At 42.3% G+C, this 21752-nt stretch carries 14 protein-coding genes; 10 read left to right on the forward strand and 4 right to left on the reverse strand.

The features are described from left to right. Positions 1–71 precede the first annotated feature (71 nt). Positions 72–6164, reverse strand: coding sequence for an S-layer homology domain-containing protein (locus EHS13_RS35600; RefSeq protein WP_155705016.1), 6093 nt, complete (start codon positions 6162–6164; stop codon positions 72–74). Between the two features lie 374 nt (positions 6165–6538). Here EHS13_RS35600 and EHS13_RS35605 point away from each other — a divergent pair, with 374 nt between their 5' ends. The 5 genes from EHS13_RS35605 to EHS13_RS35625 all read left to right on the forward strand — a co-directional run bounded on the left by EHS13_RS35605 (position 6539) and on the right by EHS13_RS35625 (position 13785). After that, the gene (locus tag EHS13_RS35605) at positions 6539–7825 is read left to right on the forward strand and encodes a M48 family metallopeptidase (protein ID WP_162463418.1); all 1287 of its coding nucleotides are present in this window, start codon (positions 6539–6541) and stop codon (positions 7823–7825) included. 94 nt (positions 7826–7919) lie between these two features. Beyond that, positions 7920–10199, forward strand: coding sequence for a helix-turn-helix domain-containing protein (locus tag EHS13_RS35610; RefSeq protein WP_227013719.1), 2280 nt, complete (start codon positions 7920–7922; stop codon positions 10197–10199). Positions 10200–10382: 183 nt separating this feature from the next. Further along, positions 10383–11312 carry an ABC transporter permease gene (locus tag EHS13_RS35615; protein ID WP_155705022.1) on the forward strand — a complete coding sequence of 310 codons (930 nt, stop codon included), beginning with the start codon at positions 10383–10385 and terminating at the stop codon, positions 11310–11312. Next, positions 11312–12187 (forward strand): carbohydrate ABC transporter permease, encoded by an 876-nt coding sequence (locus EHS13_RS35620; protein ID WP_155705024.1) that lies wholly within the window; start codon positions 11312–11314, stop codon positions 12185–12187. The genes EHS13_RS35615 and EHS13_RS35620 overlap by 1 nt, the downstream gene beginning before the upstream one ends. Positions 12188–12240: 53 nt before the next feature. Further along, positions 12241–13785, forward strand: a complete 1545-nt coding sequence (locus EHS13_RS35625; RefSeq protein WP_155705025.1) for an extracellular solute-binding protein — start codon at positions 12241–12243, stop codon at positions 13783–13785. Positions 13786–13879: 94 nt separating this feature from the next. Here EHS13_RS35625 and EHS13_RS35630 read toward each other — a convergent pair whose 3' ends face one another. Next, positions 13880–15397, reverse strand: a complete 1518-nt coding sequence (locus EHS13_RS35630; RefSeq protein ID WP_405083541.1) for a malate:quinone oxidoreductase — start codon at positions 15395–15397, stop codon at positions 13880–13882. A gap of 498 nt (positions 15398–15895) precedes the next feature. Here EHS13_RS35630 and EHS13_RS35635 point away from each other — a divergent pair, with 498 nt between their 5' ends. From EHS13_RS35635 to EHS13_RS35655, 5 genes are all read left to right on the forward strand, one after another. Further along, on the forward strand, positions 15896–16621 hold the full coding sequence (locus EHS13_RS35635) for a hypothetical protein (protein ID WP_155705029.1): 726 nt from the start codon (positions 15896–15898) through the stop codon (positions 16619–16621). A gap of 307 nt (positions 16622–16928) precedes the next feature. Continuing rightward, the gene (locus EHS13_RS35640) at positions 16929–17291 is read left to right on the forward strand and encodes a DUF6864 domain-containing function (protein ID WP_155705031.1); all 363 of its coding nucleotides are present in this window, start codon (positions 16929–16931) and stop codon (positions 17289–17291) included. Continuing rightward, entirely contained in the window at positions 17291–17602 is a 312-nt protein-coding gene (locus EHS13_RS35645; RefSeq protein ID WP_155705033.1) for a hypothetical protein, read from the forward strand. The genes EHS13_RS35640 and EHS13_RS35645 overlap by 1 nt, the downstream gene beginning before the upstream one ends. A gap of 159 nt (positions 17603–17761) precedes the next feature. Beyond that, positions 17762–18160 carry a nuclear transport factor 2 family protein gene (locus tag EHS13_RS35650; RefSeq protein ID WP_155705035.1) on the forward strand — a complete coding sequence of 133 codons (399 nt, stop codon included), beginning with the start codon at positions 17762–17764 and terminating at the stop codon, positions 18158–18160. Positions 18161–18187: 27 nt separating this feature from the next. After that, positions 18188–19084: an NmrA family NAD(P)-binding protein gene (locus EHS13_RS35655; RefSeq protein WP_155705037.1), complete on the forward strand. Its 897-nt coding sequence runs from the start codon at positions 18188–18190 to the stop codon at positions 19082–19084. Between the two features lie 83 nt (positions 19085–19167). On the opposite strand, the gene EHS13_RS35660 is transcribed toward EHS13_RS35655, so the two are convergent. Both EHS13_RS35660 and EHS13_RS35665 read right to left on the reverse strand, forming a co-directional pair. Then, on the reverse strand, positions 19168–19767 hold the full coding sequence (locus EHS13_RS35660) for a TetR/AcrR family transcriptional regulator (protein ID WP_155705039.1): 600 nt from the start codon (positions 19765–19767) through the stop codon (positions 19168–19170). A gap of 174 nt (positions 19768–19941) precedes the next feature. Then, positions 19942–21720, reverse strand: a complete 1779-nt coding sequence (locus tag EHS13_RS35665) for a diguanylate cyclase domain-containing protein (RefSeq protein WP_155705041.1) — start codon at positions 21718–21720, stop codon at positions 19942–19944. Positions 21721–21752: the final 32 nt, after the last annotated feature.

Consider the following 21752-nt stretch of genomic DNA (forward strand, 5'->3'; position numbering starts at 1 on the left):
AAAGAATCTCGCCATGGTGCGCAACCTTTTGCAGGTATGCGCACCATGGCGAGATTTGTAGCTTATTCTATCTATATTTGCAACATTCGTTCCATGAACACGGCCACTTCAGCTCTCGTTGCTTTTTCTTGGGGATTAATCTCTTTTCCGCTTCCTGCTATGAACCCTGCACCAATCAAGTCAGCCATGCTGCTGGCTGCATATCCGGCGATTTGTTCACGATCTGAAAAGCGGGATAACGTTGATTCATTACCCTCGTGCTTCATTTTTCCTAGCTTGTTCAATGCTCTTGCCGATATCACGAACATATCCTGTCGGGAAATTGTATGGTTAGGTTGAAACGCATTGTCTCCTGTGCCCTCGATAATGCCCAGCTCTTTAGCAATACCTAGTGCTTCATAATAATATTGACCGTTGCTAACATCATTGAAATTGCCTGTCGCAGTGGCCTTCAACTCTAATGTTCTGACCAGCATCGTGACAAAATCAGCTCGTGTAATGTTCTTAGAAGGTCCAAATTGACCCGCTCCAATACCATTAATAATGTCTCTTGCAGCTAATGCTTCGATGGATGGCTTTGCCCATGCGTGCAGTCCGATATCCGTAAACGTCTTGTTTACAAATGCTACTGCATACTTGCTGAAGTGACTGATCGCGAATTGAACAGCTCCTGTTTTCGGATCATATTTTCCATTCGGAACTGCAGTTGCTTGTCCTGCTTCATTGATATACCAAATGACAATACCGTTTGGATTTCTCAATTCTTCCGAAGTCGGCTTATAAGGAATTGCCACTTGTACCGATGTATCTGGATTGCTCCATGAGCGAAGCTGTCCGTCCTGCTTAATCTCCAGACTAATTATTGGCCTAGAGCCAATCTCCTTCTGCTTGTCCACTGTTAAAAGCGAGATATCCGCCTTTCCAATAGTTAAACTGATGGATGCTGCCGCTTTGGCACTTTCATCCTTAAGGAAGTTGGATGGCAGTGTAACGACTCCGTACTCTGTCGCGATATCGATTCTATAATCCAATATAGATTGCGTTAGTGCATTTGCAGGCAACTTTACTTCGAGGTTTTGAGCTCCTTGAGCTTTGTTAGCCTCAATCCGAATGGTATCTACACCTGATGCATCCTTTTTAGCTTCCTTCAATGCAGCGTCCAAAACGTCCTGCTTAATTTCAGACTTAGCCGTTGAAGTAGTAGTGTCTACCTTGAAATCGATTGTGATTTTACCGTTATCCACCTGAGTAGTATCTCCGGTTGGTGTCGGTGTTGGTGTCGGTGTTGGTGAAGCAGGTATTGGAGTTGATGGTGGGGTTGTGCCTCCATTATCCCCTGGTACTACCGGCTGTTGCGGCTGGTCTGTTTTTTTCACTACAAGCACCATTTCCGCAAATTTGGTCGTATCCTTATTACTAGTAGCACGGATGAATGCAGTCCCAGGTTTAAGCGCTGTTACTAGACCATCCACTACTGTGGCTGTCCCAGTCGAGCCTTCTTCGCGTACTGACCAAGTCACTTCTTTATTTTTCACATTTTCCGGAAGAACTGTGGCATTAAGCTTTAGTGTTTCACCGATTGCCAATTCATGTGATGTTGTCTTAAATTTTACCTCGCTCACATCTGGATCTGCCTCTTGCATCTTCACAGTAAGTTTGTAATCTGCAAATTTGGTGTTATCCATTTGGCTCATTGCTCTCAATGTAACAGTTCCTGGAATAACTGCCGTTACCATGCCCTCTGCGGTAACCGTTGCTACTGTTGATGAACTAGGGCTGTAAACGGACCAAACCACTGACGTATCGCTAGCCTCGGCCGGATAAACTGTAGCCTTCAACTGCCGATTCTCGCCAACCGTCATTGTTCCTTCATTTTGCTCAAGTCTCACTTCATCTACTTTAATTTTGTTGATTGTAATAGAACTCTCAGCCTTCAAACCGCTAAACGTAACCGTAATTTCTTCGTCGCCATCGGCATCTGCGATGATAATTCCATCATCTTGCATGTGTGCCTTTCCATACTTGAAGCTGAAGGTAACGTCCTTCGCGTCAAGGGCGTAAACCACGCCGTAAGCGTTGGTCGCTTTAATCGTCGGGATGAACTTGTCGCCGACTTGAGGGGATTTAGGAACGTACAAATCCAACTTAACCGGCTTGACGTCCGTAGGCTTCACCGTTTCTATCGTGACGGAGCTGGCTTTTCCTCCGGAAATTCCCGTGATAACCGTGGAACCGCTTGACTTGGATGTGACTGCGCCATTCTCGTCCACGGAAGCGACGTCTTCGTTGCTCGATTTCCAGTCAATCCCAACTAATTTGCGGTTATTGATTTGAGTCAAGTAATTAGCAGGATACTCTCTGAAGTCCCCGAACAAATCCATTTGGACTTTAGATCCGATTACAGCGTTCATTTTGCCCGAGATAATTGCGTCGTTATGAATGTAAACCTTCGTCAAAAGAGGGTCGAATGTGTACTTCATTTTGCCGCCCGAAACCGTCATCTTGCCTGTGCCGAGCAAATCTCCATCGCTATGCGGGAGGTACGTCTTGTCGGCGCCGTTACCCGTAATGATGTATTTGACTCCGCCGACTTCCCAATTTTGAAGAGAATGCAAATGTCCGAAAATGCTGTAGATATCCGTGTCTGGATGCTCGAGCTTATAATCGCTTAGAATAGACTCGTATTGCGCGGCGTCCTTCGGATCCATTTCATGCTTGGTGCCGAATGCGTCGCGCGTAATCACATGGTCAAGAACGATAATGTTTTTCTTCGTATTCTTCTTCAAAACTTCTTCCAACCAATGGAACTGGGTGGAATCCGACAAGGTAAGACTTTGGATGTATGCCGAGTTCAACATGATGATCAGCGTATCCCCATAGTCGAAATGCATCGTCGGAGAACCGAATTTCTTATAGTAGATATCCAAGGTGTTCTGGAACGCTTCATGATTACCCGCCAATACGAAGAACGGTTTAGAACCTGGGTCACCGAAATACTTGTTGACGAAGCCCGACGCTTGATCGTATTGCAGTTGGGAACCGTCATCCACGATATCGCCCATGTGCAGGACTAACGAAGTATCATCCGCTGCAACCTTAGCGAACAATTTATCGGTAAACGCGTTGCCTTGCGTATCTGGAATAAGCGAGATTTTGAAGTTATCTCTATCTTGCGGTTGCGGGATCGAGGCCAGAGACAATTGATCCTTATAAGTCGGCATGGCGTTCCCGTCTTTATCCCGAGCATTGATTCTTAAGCTATACTCGCCATTCGCCAAGTCGCTTGTCGGTTCGGCATATCCCCAACCCGTGTTGGCGTCGTAATACACAGGCAGCTCGATATTATTCATCCTAACGGAGATGCTCTCGGGATCCACTTGCGATTTGCTGTCCAATAGCTTAAACGTGACCCTCGGCGTCGGAATTTTGACCTTGACGTCCTTCGTAGGAGTTACGTCTGTCATCGTCGGAGCTTCCTCGTCCGGCGTCAAATCTACATGATACGTTTTGTCGATATATGGAACTGATTCATTGGGGGTGGACGCTTTATCGTAAGCGTCTACGAATACTTTGTAATCCCCATTCATTAAATTTTCCAGCTTGAAGCTAAGACGACCCGTGACTTTATCGTACGTGTAATCCTTATAGTCCACGTCATTAACTTTAACCGTTATTTTATTCTCGTCTACCCCGGAGAGACTATCGGTAATCGTAGTCGAGAAATCAAGGGTATTGGTGAACAAACCATTCGACGAAGGACTTGTCTCGGTAAACTCCGGACCGCTAGTATCCGTAACCTCGTCCGTATAAATAAATTTCATATCATCGAAATAGACCGTTCCAGTATATGCAGGCTTCGATTTAGTTGTCTCAACCATATACAAATAGTTAAGCGTAATCGGTAACTTCCAGCTATCAGGGAAAGGAACTTCTAAATACTTCCAACCAACCCAATTAATGTCGTCCGTTTCCGTTGTTAGATCGAGCGTTTTATCCGCGCCACCGGATGAATCTTTAAATATCGCCCTTAACCAAGGAGCCTTGCCGTCCCCGTATACCCAAATTCCGAACTTTTTCGGATAAACGTCGGTCTTATACGTGGCAAGCATTTGATCCGCGAGAGAATCGGGCCATTTCGCGCCTTTATACCAGTGCGGGATCCAGTTTAGCGTTCCGTTCGAATTTTTGTTCGTCCACTTGCTAAGGTCATAATCGAATTTAAAGCTTTTGCTTCCCGAATGCTTAACCGCCGTCGAGATGCTCAAGTACGGACTTGTTCCTGCGCTTCCCGCATATTGAGAAACACTATTAAAACCGATTCCGCTTAGATGGTAGCCTTCGATCGGGTACGTCTCGAAATTGTCGATGACCTGCTCTTTGATACCGACCGTAACTTGTGTTGTTAACGTCTTACCCGCAACCGTTACCGTAAGCGTTGCCGTTCCGTTACTATCGTTGGAAGTGACCAAACCACTCTCGTTCACGGTAACGATACTGCTGGAAAGGCTCCACGTTGCCACTGAAGGGTCGATGTAAACCTGCCCCCCGGTTGCATCGGTAGCGATAAATCCGAACTGCTTTTTCGCGTTATTGTTCATAACCACGTTGGTGCTCGTCAAAGCAAGGGTAGCCACGGCATCCACGACCGACACTTTCGCGCTTCCCTTCACGTTGTCGACCGTCGCGGATACTTCTCCCACGCCGTTTCCGGCATTCGCGATAAAATGGCCGTTCGGATCGACGCTTCCGATGGTCGACGCCCAAGCTGCGGGGCCGTTGCCTTTGGAGATCGGATTGCCGAATTCATCCGCCAACCGATAGGAGAAATCGTATTTCGAGCCGGTATAGAGCGTCACGTTCTTATCGACGACCACGTTGCCGACCGTCGTGCCTTTCGTCGCCGTGCTGACGAATAACAAGGAGCTGGAAACGAGTCTGGATCCATTGACATCTCCAGGATGGCTTATAGTTACCGGACGATCGCTGCCGGCTTGGCGTACGATCATCTCTGTTGAACCGCCGCCGTCCAGATTAAGCGCATTGACGGCTCCCGCTTCTAATAAATATTTCCCAAGATCGGGAAGACCTGTTCCAATGCTCCCCGTATAACTAGAGCTTGGCTTGTCTACGGTTACCACGACAAGGCTTTTGTCTGCCTTCATGCCTAATGCCGTACGCGCGTTAGCGCCCGGATCGCCAGTCGTCACCGCTACACCGTCACGTACAAGCCAAGCGTTAGAGGTGATCGAAGTCACGATATCGTTGTTCAAGGTATCTTTGTTCGTGGCTTCTTCGCCTGCGTATAAATCGTATTTAAAGCTAACCTCGGCGTTAGTCTGTAACGCCTGGACGATTTGTTTCGACGTGCCTACTCCTTCCAGAACGACGGAGTCGTCGGGAATATCGAAGCCTTCCGTGGATGTTACGTTAACGACGGTTCCCGTGTAACTTTGCCCTGGATGAACACCGTCGAAATTGTTATTGACGCGGATCAACGCGAACACTGACTTGCCTTTGTCCGCAACGTAGTTATGCGTCATTTTACGCGTTTTCGTAATTTTGCTCGTATGGATGACTAAAGCGTCATTGACCGCCTGGTTTCTGTTAAGCAGGTTCACGTCGTAGACGGCTCCGGTAACCGAGATTTTACCTTCCGCATGAAGTTGGTTAATTCCGGGATTATTTGCATTATCCATGTAAAAACTGGTGCGATCGTTTTCGTTTGGCGCCTGGCTTACAATCAGCTCGCCGTCCTTCATTATTAACCCTAGCGGATTTCCGGAGGCCGGATCGATATCGTAAAAATCTCCGTCGACTCCGGCAATGACTTGATTGCCTTTCAAAATTTCCCGGTTTGCCTGACCGCCGATCGTTTCCACTGCACTGATGGTATCGTACGCCTTGGCAGTAATGATCCTCGTATTCGAATCAGCCGGATTAATATCCAGACGGTTAACGACTACTCGATTGTTCGGTTTATAGTAATTATTGTATTCCTCCGAGGTAAAGTGGACGCCGGAGGAAATTTTCTCGCTTTTCAGTACGTTTACGTCGCCGGGCGGAGCTGCATTGGCCGCCAAAGCGCCAAAGCTTGATAAATTCAGTACCGTCGCGACTACCAGCAACATCGCCGGCAATTTTTTGTTTCTTATAAAACTTCTCATGATGTCTCTCCTCTTATTTTGAATAAATGATTGCTTTCTACAATCATCCTTAACTCAACTATTATTTTATCTCTGAAACATTAACTAAATTCGAGATTAGATCGCGTGTTGTGTAAAATTTAATTTCATTTAATAATATAAATTACGAAATTTTATTTCATTTGTAAATTTCTTGCAACCCCTCCCCTCGGACATCTCGTTAAATATATAGACGGAACTAAAAGGGAATTGGGAATAAGTGTCCAATTCTTAAAGGTAATATCGTTTATCTTTAGGAGGCGGAGTGCATGGGCTGGTCTATTCGTTCAGATGCTTTTCATCCCGATGTTGAAACATTGAAAATGTCTATTTATTTCAAAAGGAGACTACTAGAAATGGGAATAGATATGGAAAAGAAGAAGCAACTTAGTTGCCCTCAGTGCCAAGAAATCATTATTAAAGATCATGGCTTTGTAGCATGGTGCGATAAATGTAATTGGAACGTAAAGCCAGAAGAAAATAAAGAGCCTAAAACTTTGTTCGAGAAAATATATCTAAAAGCTGGAAAACGATCAAGTGAGAAAATGCTCAGCTTAATGATTCAGAATGGAGAACTCCTCCCCAAGGTTACTTTTCAGAAAATAATAACTTTATGCTTCAGCGCCTTGGTCCACATTCTTAGCTTCGGCTTACTCTTAAGTGGAATATATTTAATAATAGCTATGTATCCATTCATTTTGCCTATGCTGTTTGGATTATTGTTAGTATTTATTGCTTGGGCAACACGCCCTATTGGTTATAAGCTAACTGCCAAACCTCTATCACGAGAACAATTCCCTGTTACTTACCAGATCGTGGATGAGATATCCTCTCTATTTAACACAAAAAAAGTCTATGGAATTATTATTAATGGGGAATTTAATGCTTCCTTCGCTCAAGTAGGCTTTAAAAGAAAAAAAATTATGCATTTGGGGTTACCGCTGATTTCCATCCTTAAGAAGCAGGAATTAGTATCATTAATTTCTCATGAACTAGCGCATGGAATAAATGGAGACCTGAACAGGAGCATATTTATAGGTTCCGCTATGAGTACACTATCCAGATGGTACCAAATGATAAAGCCTGCCCGACTATATGAAACTCTTGAATTTACTGCTATTATTGCTTTATTTATGATTCCCGTTAATCTATTTTTGCTGCTTGTATCAAAGTTGATCTATATGTATTTATATTGTATCTGTCAGTTAGATTGGTTAGATTCGCAGCGAGCTGAATACATGGCTGATAATCATGCTGTCATGATCTCCGGAAAGGATGCAAAACTAGCCATGCTTGACAAGCTGCATCTTGATTCTCTTTTTGACTTCAGTATCCAGAAAACAATTAACAACCCCAACTCAAATCCTTTACTCGATGAATTTCAAAACCAGGTTGCCCAAATCCCTAGTAAAGAGTTAGAGCGGATACGAAGACTTAATTTAATGTCGAATTCAAAGCTTGATGTAACTCATCCACCTACTGTAAATCGGATATCCTACATTAATTCTTTAAAAGATAATCCCGCCAAATATCAATTGACTGATGAACTATACAATCATTTTATCGTTGAGATTTCCTCCCTAAGATCTAATATCGAAAAGAAGATAATTAATGATTATAAAAAAAATGTCTTGGGATGGTGAAGAAAATCTCCCTCCTAATAATATCAAACAAATCTTGTCATCCCTTTCCATCGGAGTTAACATACAAAGTATGCAAACCAAAGGAGTTAACCCAGTGGTATTTCTTAAGCGTATTCGTCAATATCGCATTTATCGAAGATTGTTTTTGTCTTATTTATTACTTATTGTTTTGTCCATGTCAATTGTAAGCACGATTCTTTATACTTTATTCTCCATTGAAACGGTGAAGCAAATTGATATATCCTCCAAAGAAATGTTATCGCAGGTTAGTTATACATCAAGCCTAGCATACAAACAAATTCAAGATCTTACAGCTCAGCTGAGCGTCGATAACGATATAATTTCTTTTATGTATGCGGATAAAGTAAATAAATTAATAAACTCAAACGCCAATATAATCATTTCCAAGGTACAGAGCATATACCCGTTCTTAGCGGATATTAGTTTATATAATTTTCAAAACGGAGAATATGTTGACCGCTTGGGTTTACCTGAAGACCCGCTCGTAATTGAACAAGCAGATCGAAGCTTTATCACCTTTTACCCTAGAAAAATACGAACGATTACTAACGTCCAACTCCGCCTATTGTCATTTCGTATTGTTTCAGATTGGCAAGCCATTACGAACAGACCCCAATCAGCGATAGTGTTCGATTTGAATGAATCGTATATCCAAAACACAATTGGAAATATTAATTCATCTATTAAGAATGCTAATACCTTTGTAATAGACGCATCCGGTCAAGTGCTATCACATACCAATTCAGAATACTTTATGAAAGATTTTTCTACACAAGATTACATACATAGGATTTTGTCCAGCTCAAAAAAGCAAGGTAGCTTTGTGCAAACCTTAGATCATCAGAAAAATTTAATCACCTATGTCAAATCATCTACACTCGATTGGGTGTTTGTCACTACACGTCCGTATAACGAATTATTATCCAATCTGTACACCTTACGCAAATGGATATTTACCGTTACATTGCTTCTAATTGTCTTTGGAATTGTCATCTCATTATTTGTCACTGCCAATATTTATAACCCTGTCCGAGCTTTAGTGGATCGCGTTACAGAATCCCGTGGAAAAGAAATCGATGAAGGCACTTTACTTAAAAAAGATGAGTATCTCCTATTATCCAATGTGTTCACAAAAGAGTACGATTCCGCTAAAATGATGCAGTCTAAACTAAATCATTCGAAGCAATTATTGAAAAATGGCTGGATCATCTCTCATTTAAACGGTCAGGTTAAAATAAATGATTTACAAATGGAGCAGGAGTGGAAGGAACGTTTAAAAGGCCCCTATTTAAGAGTCATTTTGTTCAAAATAGACTTCCTGCAAACATTCAGAAAAAGTTTTTTTCATTTGGATCGTGAATTAATCCTTTTTGCTATTGGAAATATTGCGCAAGAAATATTAGGAAAGGATTACATTAATGAAATCGCTACGGTAGAAGAAGAGATCATTATTCTCATCCAATCGGATCATGCAGGGCAGCATGATGTGCTTTATCTCCTCATAGCTGAGATTCAAGATGCCATTCAGATGTATTATAAAATCACTGTTTCGGCTGGTCTCGGCAATTGGTGCGATTCGCTTGAACTATTATCTAATTCCTATCACTCTGCTCAAGAATATATTGGTTATCGCCTAATTTTTGGACATAGCTGCATTGTTGATTCCAGTCGAGTAGCACAAGACAGCACTACATCCTTGCGATATCCATCCTATAAAGAAAGAAAATTGATTGATTCTATTAAATTATGCGATTTAAAATCCATTCAAAACGATATCATGGATTGGAATACTTATATTTCTAGCTATCCTTCAACGCAAATTATTCAGTACACGAATTTCTTACTACTTTCGATTATTAGGGAATTTGAGAATATTACAGAAATGTGGGAAGTAAATTCAAATAATATGTATAATATTTTCACTCAAATCCAGCAAGTAGAAACTTTAGAAGAAATTAAGCTAATCCTTTTGAACTTTTGCACTCAAATTGTTACCGTTCTCGAAGAAAGCAAAACTAACATATCGATAATAAAAAATGTAAAGCTCATGGAAGAAATCAAAAAAATAATCCAAGAAAACTTTGCCGATGTTGAACTGACGATTAATTATGCAGCAGATAAAACAAATCTTTCATCCGGTTATTTAGGTAAGATGTTCAAAAGCCTTGTGAAGATGACATTTAATGATTATGTAACGGATGTTCGAATAACTCATGCGAAACGGATGCTATTGGAATCGAATGAATCGATTGGCGATATCGCTGCGCGTGTAGGTATACCAGGAGTTTCTTATTTCTCAACTGTGTTTAAAAAACATGTAGGTATGTCTCCATCCCAATACAGAGATTCATAAATCCGTTGTTTAAACTACTGCAAAAGGACCTCAATTTCTATCAGGGTCCTTTTTTGTTTTGTAATGATCATTTTCGAAAACAAGATATATTGACCTTTCAAAAGAAATCACTCTTATTTCAAATATACATCTTCTTCATTTCAGACTAGTCTAAGATTAGTCAGAAGCAAAGGAGGCAACGAAATGATAATTAAAAAAAGAAACAGCTTTCTTAGAGAATTAATGAAAAACCGTTATTCTTATATACTTGTCCTTCCTGCAGTTCTTTATGTATTTATATTTTCTTATGCTTCCTATCCCTACTTATTAGTTGCATTCCAACATTTTGATTATCAAAAAGGAATCCTGAATAGTGATTGGGTCGGTTTTCAAAACTTTGCTTTTTTCTTCAAATCGAGTGATGCGCTGCTAGTCACCATGAACACATTAAAACTGAATTTTTTGTTTCTCTTTTTTGGAACCCTTGTTGCTGTAGCCATCGCCATTCTATTTAATGAAATTCGTCAAAAGCTATTTATTAAAATGGCACAGTCTATGATGATTTTCCCCAGTTTTATTTCCTGGATTATTGTCAGCTACTTAATGTACGCACTATTCGCAACCAATTTCGGAATTATAAATCAGTTGATTACGTTCTTCGGTGGAGAAGGCATTAGCTGGTATTCTAAACCAAGTGTTTGGCCTTGGATCCTTGTATTAATGAAAATATGGAAGGAAGCCGGCTTTGGTTCGATCATTTATCTTGCAACCATAACAGGAATTGATCAATCACTCTACGAGTCTGCTGATATCGATGGAGCCACTCGATGGCAGAAGATTAGACGTATTACCATCCCTTTGATTACACCTACCATTATGATATTAACACTGCTTAATCTTGGCAAAATATTTTATAGCGACTTCGGTATGCTCTATGCCATTATCGGTGACAACGGAGTGTTATATCCTACAACTGACGTTATTGACACGTATGTGTTCCGAGCGCTTCGTCAAGTTGGTGATCCATCCAATGCAGCTGCAATTGGTTTGTTCCAATCCATTGTAGGATTTACACTTGTCTTTCTTGTAAATTGGATCACAAGGAAATTCTACAAGGATGGGGCGTTGTACTAATGAAAAAAAAGCGATTTTCACTCTCCACTTGTTTAATTTATATATTCTTAACCTTCTTTTGTTTAGCCTGCTTGTTCCCCTTGCTGCTAACCGTTATCGTTTCATTTACCAGTGAAGCCAGTATTGAAAAAAATGGTTATAGTATGTTTCCAGAGCATTTTTCTTTAGAAGCCTATAAACTATTATTCCAGAATAGCGCTGTCATATTCAGAGCTTATACCATTTCCATATTCATAACTGTTGTAGGAACGACACTGGCTATTTTCATCACGACGATGGCAGCTTACACCTTATCGAACAACAAAGTGAAATATCGCAATATGATTGCTCTTTATTTCTTTATCACCACGCTCTTTAATGGTGGTATTGTGCCTTGGTACATTATGAATCACAAGCTTGGACTTATCGATAATATTTGGGCGCTTATTATTCCTACACTAATGTTCAGTGCATTTAATATGTTCCTGATTCGCAACTTTATGGACAGTCTTCCGAATGAACTACGCGAATCAGCCTATATCGATGGTGCCAATGACATGCGAATAGCCATTCAAATTTATTTGCCATTATGTCTACCTGTTATTGCAACCGTCTGTCTTTTCTATGCCATTGCTTATTGGAACGATTGGTTTAATTCCATAATGCTTATTACGAATAAAGACCTTTATCCGGTTCAATATATTTTGTTCCAAATCAAATCAAATTTGGATGCGCTGAAGGCAATACCTCAGAATGCGAGCTTAAGCTTCAAGCTTCCAGTGGAAGCCATGAAAATGGCTGTTGTCTGCTTAACGATTGGACCAATTGTATTATTATATCCCTATTTACAACGTTTTTTTATCAAAGGCTTAATCATTGGATCAGTCAAAGGATGATATTCATCTCGTAAGAGGTTAATATAAAAACAAATCAAAAGGAGTGGGTAAGTTTGAAAAAGAAATTTAGTCTCATGATCTCAGCAGCATTAATTGTATCTCTTATGGCAGGGTGTTCAAGCAAGAACACAACCGATTCCTCAAGTGCAGCTCCTACTGCATCTGAAGCTGGTAATACTGAAACGAAAGCAAATGAACCTATGGTTACGCTCAAATACGTTGTTCCGGGAACTGAACCAAAGAGCTACAAAGAAACCATTGCAGAAGTAAATAAAAAATTAATAGCAGATGGACTTAATGTACAAGTCGAACAACAGTATATTGATTGGGGAGCTTGGGAACAAAAGATAAATATCATGCTGTCCACGCATGAAGATTTTGATATGTTTCAGGTTATGAACGATTTTATATCTCTTTCGAACTACATCGGCCGCGGTGCATTACAAGATATTACAAAAAGCATGGATGAATTCGGAACCGATATTAAGAAGGTTATTCCCAATGACGTATTCAGCGCAGTGAAAAAAGATGGGAAATTATACGGCATACCTTCTAACTGGTACGAGCCGGCACAGGATACTGGATTCACCACTAATGACCTTTTATTTAAGAAATACAATATCTCCTCTGATTTTAAAACACCTCAAGAATTGTTAGATGCATCCGTGAAATTGTACAACGCAGCTCCTGCGCCTAAACCAATTTTCCCAAGTAACTTCAGTTCCGCGGCATCTGATGTATTAAATAGAACATTCGACTCTTTTCCTTTTGATGTTCGTGATAGTGTAGCTATGATTAACAAGGATGGAAAAGTATCCAACTGGATTGAATCCGATGAATTTAAACAAGAAGCCGCATTCTGGCATGAAGCCTATACTAAAAAACTAATGAACCCAGATATTCTAGTTATGACAGGCGATGCGAAAAACAAAGCAATTAAAGACGGCAATTGGCCTTTTAGCGCCGGAACTTATGGTGCTGGTTACGAAACCTTTAAAGCAAGCTTTCCTGATGCGACGAAGGATTCCTTGTCCTACAGAAAATTCAATCCTGAAAAAGGGAATTACCGCTTCGTGAATGCGAAAAACGTGAACGTAGTTACAGCACAAAGCAAACATCCAGAAGCTGCTGTGAAATTTCTTAACTGGTTATATACCAACCAAGAAAATTACGATTTATTTCTGTACGGCGTAGATGGAAAATCCTATAAAAAAGTTGGCGACAAAGGCATTGAAATGATTATTGATCCGGCAACGAAAAGTCCTCTATCGCTTAATGTGGACTGGATGGTTGGCAACGTTAACTTCATTCGCCAAGATAGCGGTGCAATGACTTCCGATCTTAGTATTTTCAAAGTCATTCCTGATGCTAAATCCTTTATATCTTCCGGATTTTTCTTTGATTCAACACCGGTCAAAGGGGAAATGGCTAACGTGAAAGCAGCGATTGCATCCGATATCATCCCGATTTTCTCAGGTGTTGTTTCTTACGACAGCCATATCAAAGTTGCTGCAGATAAATTGAAATCAGCAGGTATCGACAAAGTATTAGCTGAATATCAGAAACAAATGGATGCCTACATGGCTTCAGCTAAATAATAATAATCCGAGCGCATAGACGAGAACGATCAAAAAAGCCAACTAGCCGTTATGTGCGGTTAGTTGGCTTTAAATCTCCAAAAGTTGAATTGCCTTACTGAGCCACGGAAAATAACTGCTCTTTGTGGCCTAGGCCAAGCGTATCTGCTGTTGAAGAATGAATCTCGCGCAGAAGCACTGAGTTTTCCATTAGTGACACACCATAAGAAGGAATCATTTCTTTAATTTTCGGTTCCCACTCTTTTATATGTTGCGGGAAGCATTTATTAATTACCTCAAGCATAACATGAACGGCAGTTGAAGCACCCGGAGAAGCTCCGAGCAATGCTGCTATTGAGCCATCCGCGGCACTAATAACCTCCGTACCAAATTGAAGCGTTCCTTTACCGGCACTCGTGTCTTTAATTACTTGCACACGCTGGCCCGCTACCACTAAATCCCAATCCTCGATTTTGGCGTTCGGGATAAACTCACATAACTCTTCCATACGCTGTTCTTTCGATAACATGACTTGCTCGATCAGGTATTTAGTTAATGGCATGTTTTTGGCGCCTGCCGCCAGCATAGTTACAACATTGTCCGGTTTTACTGAAGTTACCAAATCAAACATGGAACCAGATTTGAGAAATTTAGGTGAGAAGCCGGCAAACGGTCCAAACAGCAACGATTTTTTATTATCAATATATCTTGTGTCAAGATGCGGAACAGACATTGGAGGAGCGCCAACTCTAGCTTTTCCGTATACTTTTGCATGATGCTGTGCTACAACCTCGGGATTATTACACACCATGAATATCCCGCTAACCGGGAATCCACCAATACGTTTTCCTTCCGGAATACCGGTTTTTTGCAGTAAATGTACACTTCCTCCACCGCCTCCGATAAAGATGAATTTGGCAGTATGGCGTTCGATGTTGCCGCTATGGACATTGCGTACTTTCAATTCCCACAAGCCGTCTTTAGTACGTTTAAAATTATCAACACTATGTTTGTATTGTATATCGACGTTTTTACTCTTTAAGTGGTCAAACATCATACGCGTTAAAGCGCCAAAGTTGACATCCGTTCCAGAGTCGATTTTTGTTGCTGCTATAGCTTCATTCGCTGGACGCCCTTGCATAATAAGTGGAATCCATTCCATTAGTTTTTCTGGATCTTCGGAAAATTCCATCCCTTGAAACAGGGGATTGTTGGACAGAGCTTCAAAACGTTTCTTTAAAAACGTTACATTTTGCTCCCCTTGCACCATACTCATATGTGGCAATTGCATGATGAAGTCCTGGGGATTATTGATCAACTTGCTGTTTACAAGATACGACCAAAACTGCATGGAACCCTGAAACTGTTCATTAATTTGGATAGCTTTACTAATATCTATTGATCCGTCCGGTTTTTCGACGGTGTAGTTAAGCTCGCATAGTGCCGCATGCCCAGTTCCCGCGTTATTCCATTCGTTAGAGCTTTCTTCACCTGCGTTGGCAAGCTTCTCAAACACTTTAATTTCCCAGTTTGGTGCTAATTCTTTCAGAATTGTCCCTAAAGTCGCACTCATGATTCCGGCACCAATTAAGATAACGTCTGTTTTATTTTCTATGCTGCTCATTTTTACCATCCTTAATCCTAAAATTTGCAGAAAGCATGTTGTTATTCCTGCTATGGCGTCATATCAAGTTAAAGCGCGAGCTAGTTAGACACCTTTTCTGTTTTAATTATAACCCTATCATAGTGTATTACAATTGTTGATAGATTAATATATCTATCTGCTATTATAAGCTATTTAAAAGCTGATAAATAGTGAGAATTCCGTCCATAAGGCTTTTCACAAAAAATCCGCCTCACTTGTGATATAGTTCACCGCAATGTATCTAAGCTCTATGAAACTTCTCTCTCTACTATATATTTTTCTCAATTGATATTTTGTGCTAATTGACACGATGTTTGTCCATTTCAAATAATGTGACTATTCATATAATAATATTACATTGGTACGTAGCTAGATTAAGATTTAGCCAAACAATGAGAGCAACTTGGTTTTATTTAGCCAATTTGGATATAGATTTATTTGGATATTGTACTAATGAATATCATATATAATAGGGAGATGAATCACATGGGACACAAATATAATGATAAAGATGGCGGTATTGATGTTGCGTTAAAAAATATTCTGGCACAACTCTCACTGCAAGCACAGCTTCAAGCCCAATCGCAAGCTCAAAACGATACAGATACAGATACGGATACAATTTCAAACGTAGGTAACCCATCATTAAACAACATCGGAAATCCAGTTATTAATCTTAATGTCGCAGTTAGTACAGGCGTTTCAGGTACGAGCACAAGTACTTTTTCAAATTTCACCACCATTGACATCCCAACGGCACAGACAGCTATACCTTATCCTTCCCTCATCAACGTTTCGGGGTTAGTGGGAATCGTCACCAAAGCCACGGTAACTCTTCATGCACTAAATTCACTACGTCCAGAAGAATACGATATTCTGCTAGTTGGACCCCAAGGACAAAATGTTTATCTAATGGCAAGTGCTGGCGGTGATGCAGTTGTGATTAACCAAACGGTTACCTTTGATGATAGCGCGGCTACAATGATTCCCAATGCAGGCCCGTTGGTAACGGGGACGTTCCAGCCAAGCGTATATCCACCAACAATTACATTCCCTGCTCCTGCTCCGACACCTCCATACAGCACTTTGCTGAATGCATTCAACGGTACAAATCCTAACGGCACTTGGAGACTGTTCATTGTTGATGATATAGACCAAATATCGAGTGGAAATGTCGCTGGAGGATGGACATTAACTCTTACGGTTGCTTAAGGAGTATATGCTACTGGTTAACCCTGAAGAATATAAACAGGCATTTGCATCAGATCGTCGATAGCTTCCATCAGTGACAATTTAAGTTGGGATGGAAACTCTCGTGCTTTCGGTTACCGTTGCTTATACTAATCAAATAATTCATCCGATCCACTCCTATTACAGGAGTGGTTTCTTTATTATTCTCAGAGACCTGTGTGAAATATACTCAGGGAAATCGGATACCTGTTGTCATGTACCCATCACCTTATTCATATAAATAGTAAGGACGCTCGTACGAATGGCAGTCTGCCTTGGGGGGATGAGCATGAAAATAACGTCTGGTGGATTCGAAGTCGTTTATCACGGAAGAGTATTCGCCTACGGAATGAGCCCAATCGAAATCACGTTGTCCGAAGAGAACGATCCTTTAACGTTTGTTTTCTGCATTGAACATGAAGCGGAACGGGATGACTTCACGACCAACATACAGCTTACCCGTTACAACGAGGTGCGCATCGCATGCGTTAACTTCCCAAGAGGCAAGCCAACTGGCAATGAGGACATGATCCATCTCGGCGTTCTAAACAATCGCAAATTGTCTCTTCGTTACGAGGTAACCATTAACTTCGATATGACGGCATGGCTGCTGACATTTACTTTTTACGCGGGGGAAGGGGTCTTGGATTAATGAATAAATTAGAAATTCAAGACCCTAAAGTCGCCAGCAAGATCATCGCCGCGAACGCGGAGAATGAGAAACGCAAAGCGGAGCTTGGCTTCCTCGGGAGGTTTTTCGGCTCAGGGGACAACGTCCGCTTATATATCGTAGGCACAATCGCGCTCGGTATTCTCCTCATCGCGCTAGTCTATACCTTGACGCCTGAGAGGTACCGTTCGACCGACTTCGGATTACAAGAATTGTGGTCGCTGGTGCTCCCAGTCGAAATGACCATTATCGGATATTTAATCGGTTCGCAATCTAAGGATACCCGCGAGTGAATGGATTCGAATTTAATAAACAAGTCTACACCTGATCTATTTCCAGACTAATTAGTCTGAATATATTTGACTAAATAGTCCGGAAAAAGTATAGTAGGTCCATACCTTTCGACTTTTCGCTAAAAAGGTCCATTCCACCAAAGAAAGCGAGGCATCTGAATGAATACCATTTCTTCCGAACAGGCTGAACAAATCATACTGCTTTTCGTAGACCGTTTTATTTCTAAAGACTATGTTGCAATGCTGGATTTATTTGATGAGGAAGTAATTTTTGAATTTCCCTATGTCCCAAAGCCGCATTCAAAACAATTGGTAGGCAAAGCAGCGCTGCAACAGCACCTTGAAATGTTGGAAAAAATGATTGAGATTACTTCTTTCACGACACCGATTGTTCATGTGTCAGCCAACTCTCCAGTATTCTTTGCACAGTTCGAAGGAAGCGGCACCCTCCTTGCCGAAGGCAAGCCTTATGAACAGCAATATATATCTGTTGTAGAGCTAAGGGACGGCAAGATTGTGCGGTATCAGGATTACTGGAATCCTTTAGCCATGGTTTAATCAATTTATTATATAGGAGCTGTTCTCATGAATTCTGAACCATCCACTCGCATTCTGCTCACCGGGGGACAAGGAAAAACTTCCTCACGTATCTCGCAGCTTTTAATAAATCAAGGCTATCTCATTCGAAGTGCCGGACGCAGCGCACCCAAGATGGACAATGCACTGGCCGACCATGTAAATTTTGATTGGTATGATGACTCCACCCATGAAGCGGCTTTACAAGGCATTAGTGCAATTTATCTCGTTGCTCCACCGGATATGCATCCCGAAGAATTCATGATTCCCTTTATTCGTAAAGCCCTTGATGCTTCCATTCGCCGATTCGTACTACTATCCAGCGCATCGGTGTCCGAGCATGGGCCGGTTTTCGGTCCCATACATCAGTACCTGCAAAAGCACGCGCCTGAATGGGCTGTGCTTCGCCCTTCTTATTTCATGCAGAATTTCACCGAAGGCGGACACGGGCATACTATACGTCAGCAAGGGCAAGTTTTTAACGCTACCAGCGACGGCAAAGTGGGCTTCGTGGATGCAGAAGATATTTCCGCGGTCGGCTTTCATGCGCTAACCGACAAGGTACCGCACAACCGCGAGCATATTATTACTGGACCTCAATCACTCAATTATGCTGAAGCAGCTGTTTTGATCCATAAGGTTACTGGCCTAACCGTAAAACATCTCTCCATTACGGAGGATCAACTGGTGCACGCACTGATTGCTGCGGGAGTACCTGCACCATATGCCGCTTTATTGGCGGGGTTGGATAACCGTATCCGCCTGGAAGGATCGGAAGACCAAGTTACAGACACTGTATGGCGTGTAACCGGACGAGCGCCGCGTTCGCTTGAAGATTTCATCCAGGCCAATAAAACCTGGTTTCAATCGGCTCAACAACCAGTACCAGGTCTCAGCAAATCCTAATTTCATAAGCAACCATACAGAAGGACTATCCCAACCGTCATCACAGATGACCGGGGACAGTCCTTTCTTTTGTACAGCTTCTATTAGAATTCCCCTGCTCTCGACTTCAGGACGGAAAGCACAATTTGCATGATGCTGACCAGCTTCTGTTCATCCATTCCCAGCTTCGCCGCAGATACCAAGGCTAATCGCTCATGCGCCAGAAACCAGCTCAGGTCTCTGATATTCACTTCCTGGCTTAGTTCGCCCTTTTCCACCCCCAACTCCAGCATCGTATAAAAACCCCGCTCCACTTGTTCGTTATTCGTGTGCATGTAGGCGGCCAACTCCTCATCGTGAGACGCCTGCTCGATTGCGCTGCTGATGATGAAACACTCCCGGCGCAAGATTGGATCCGCGAGAACCCTGATTATCGCGCTGAAAGCCTGCTCCACTTTTTCAGTGACCGTTCCCGGTTGATCCAACAGCTCCTGCAGGTCGTGATTTTTCCGATCCATATAGTATTTTACAGCCGTAAGGAATAAATCACGCTTAGTGCCATATGTGTCATATAAACTCTGGCGGGCAATGCCCAACCCAGTTATTAAGTCCGGCAGCGTTGCACCTTCATAACCCCGACTCCCAAAGACGCTCATGGCTTTATGCAGTACTTCATTCTTATCAAATGCTTTTGTTCTTGCCACCGTCAGCACCCCTTTATATATATTATCATAGGGCAAATATCGAAGAGCTGCAACGACTGTAGAAATTGGCTCAAGCTGTCCCACTAAAATCAATTGTGCTATGTATTTTTTGATGTACGTAGTATCCGGTAACTTGGCTCTATCAAGACTTCGAGTTCCCGTCAATTTTCAAGCCTACGCGGTTTCACTATAAAAGCAGTAACGGTTCCTCCCGTTCGACTTAGCCTCGTACATCGCCTGATCTGCCTGATGCAGAATGGTCTTGGCATCCATGCCGGCCTCGTTGCCCATAGCGATTCCCATGCTGCCGGAGATGGCTACTGGGTAGCCATCGATTTTTTCAATTTGCTGCACGGCGGAAATAATACTGTTTGCCAGCTGATCCAAATCAACCCTATGCTCGACCCTTTCTACCAGGATCACAAATTCATCCCCAGCCCAACGGGCTGCAATACTCTGCTCGTCAGTACACCGTTTGAGCACGGTCGACACTTCCTGTAAGAGTTTGTCGCCGATTTCATGCCCCAGCGTATCATTCACCTGCTTAAACCCGTCCAGATCAAGGAACAGCACCGCATAAGGATTCTCTTCTGCTTGCTGCAAAGACACTCGGCGTTCGAGCCAATCCCCGATATACCGGCGGTTTGGCAGTCCGGTCAATTCATCGTTATGCGCCTTATTTACAGTGTCAGTGCGGTTTCCGAAGGCGATCAAGTGTCCAATAAAGGTCGTGGTTTTCTCATCCCTGATTGGCGTGACATGACACTCATAATAGTATGTCTCTCCATCCGGTGCTCGGTGGGCAACGAACTCCCGGAAGGCGGTCTGCGTTTTCTCAAAATATCGGTGCATCCCTTCGGCAAGCACTCCCCCACTCAACAGCTTCATTCCCTGAACATAAGTTATCAGCGAATCCCCAATGGACAAAGGTCTTCCGAACAGCTCCTCAAATCTCCCATTGGCAAACACAACCGCGCCACGATTGTCGCACATCGTTATCGCTTCATGGCTCGATACCAGCATGCGTTCGATAATCTTGTTTTGTTCAGCAATCCGGCGTTCTGCCTTCCGGCTTCGATCGTACAGCCCCGTCATCTTCAAGTACATTTGGGTAAATTCGTAAATCATTCCAGCAAGCACGATATTAGCAAAAATAAACGTATCGAATTTGGACACATACCATCCGAGGCTGAATCGGTTTCCTCCGCACAAGACGATTCCAACATCCAATAAGTTCGCGAGCAATGCGATGCAGAGCCAGGACGAAGTCACTGTTCCTGCTCGAGTCAGTCTGTAGAAGACGGCTAAGGCTACGCAGCTAAGTAACATGATTGGCAGGGCAAAGCCAAACGTAAACAACCTCGTCACAACACCGAAGTTCATCAAATTGGGCAGCCATCTTTCATAAGTGAACGAAACATATACGATGCAGGCGACGATGGCGACGACTCCCACACCAACTACGATGGTTCCCCGCAGGGCTTGTTTTTTACTCCAACGAACGTCTCCAAACCAACGAGCCATGACGGTATAGAGCAATATGGCAATAGGGAATCCAGCGTGCCAGAAGACGTACAAATACTCGGCCGTCTGATTGCCCGGGTGGAAGACATTCGGTGGAAAGAACCCTGGAAATAATATTAGATAGGCTAGGGTCATTAGAGAAGTGTACAAATACCCTGCGCACAAGACCAAAATTTGCGGGTTGCGTTGGATCCGAAATTGACTATAGAACACGAAAATCGTCATCCACTCAAAACAGATCACCGTGCCTAGCAAAGTCGGCAGGAATGTATTCGTCTTGAGTAAGTCCATTCGGGCAAATGGAACGCACAATAACGTAATGACAGCAATGATCAAGCCAATGATAAATGTAAATCGGCGTTGCGATCGATTGGACGGCATTGTAAAGAGGGTATAAGCCTGAATTTCGTTAGGGTTCGCTGTGGACATGGTACACCTCTTTTAAGTGAAAGTTTAATTTT

The organism is Paenibacillus psychroresistens, from assembly GCF_009728935.1.
In the GTDB taxonomy this organism is placed as follows: Bacteria; Bacillota; Bacilli; order Paenibacillales; family NBRC-103111; genus Paenibacillus_AC; species Paenibacillus_AC psychroresistens.

Excerpts from the sequence above, each read along its gene's own strand:
- EHS13_RS35600 (WP_155705016.1), bottom strand. The coding sequence starts at position 6,164 with ATGAGAAGTTTTATAAGAAACAAAAAATTGCCGGCGATGTTGCTGGTA.
- EHS13_RS35605 (WP_162463418.1), top strand. The coding sequence starts at position 6,539 with ATGGGAATAGATATGGAAAAGAAGAAGCAACTTAGTTGCCCTCAGTGC.
- EHS13_RS35615 (WP_155705022.1), top strand. The coding sequence starts at position 10,383 with ATGATAATTAAAAAAAGAAACAGCTTTCTTAGAGAATTAATGAAAAAC.
- EHS13_RS35620 (WP_155705024.1), top strand. The coding sequence starts at position 11,312 with ATGAAAAAAAAGCGATTTTCACTCTCCACTTGTTTAATTTATATATTC.
- EHS13_RS35630 (WP_405083541.1), bottom strand. The coding sequence starts at position 15,397 with ATGGTAAAAATGAGCAGCATAGAAAATAAAACAGACGTTATCTTAATT.
- EHS13_RS35635 (WP_155705029.1), top strand. The coding sequence starts at position 15,896 with ATGGGACACAAATATAATGATAAAGATGGCGGTATTGATGTTGCGTTA.
- EHS13_RS35640 (WP_155705031.1), top strand. The coding sequence starts at position 16,929 with ATGAAAATAACGTCTGGTGGATTCGAAGTCGTTTATCACGGAAGAGTA.
- EHS13_RS35645 (WP_155705033.1), top strand. The coding sequence starts at position 17,291 with ATGAATAAATTAGAAATTCAAGACCCTAAAGTCGCCAGCAAGATCATC.
- EHS13_RS35650 (WP_155705035.1), top strand. The coding sequence starts at position 17,762 with ATGAATACCATTTCTTCCGAACAGGCTGAACAAATCATACTGCTTTTC.
- EHS13_RS35655 (WP_155705037.1), top strand. The coding sequence starts at position 18,188 with ATGAATTCTGAACCATCCACTCGCATTCTGCTCACCGGGGGACAAGGA.
- EHS13_RS35665 (WP_155705041.1), bottom strand. The coding sequence starts at position 21,720 with ATGTCCACAGCGAACCCTAACGAAATTCAGGCTTATACCCTCTTTACA.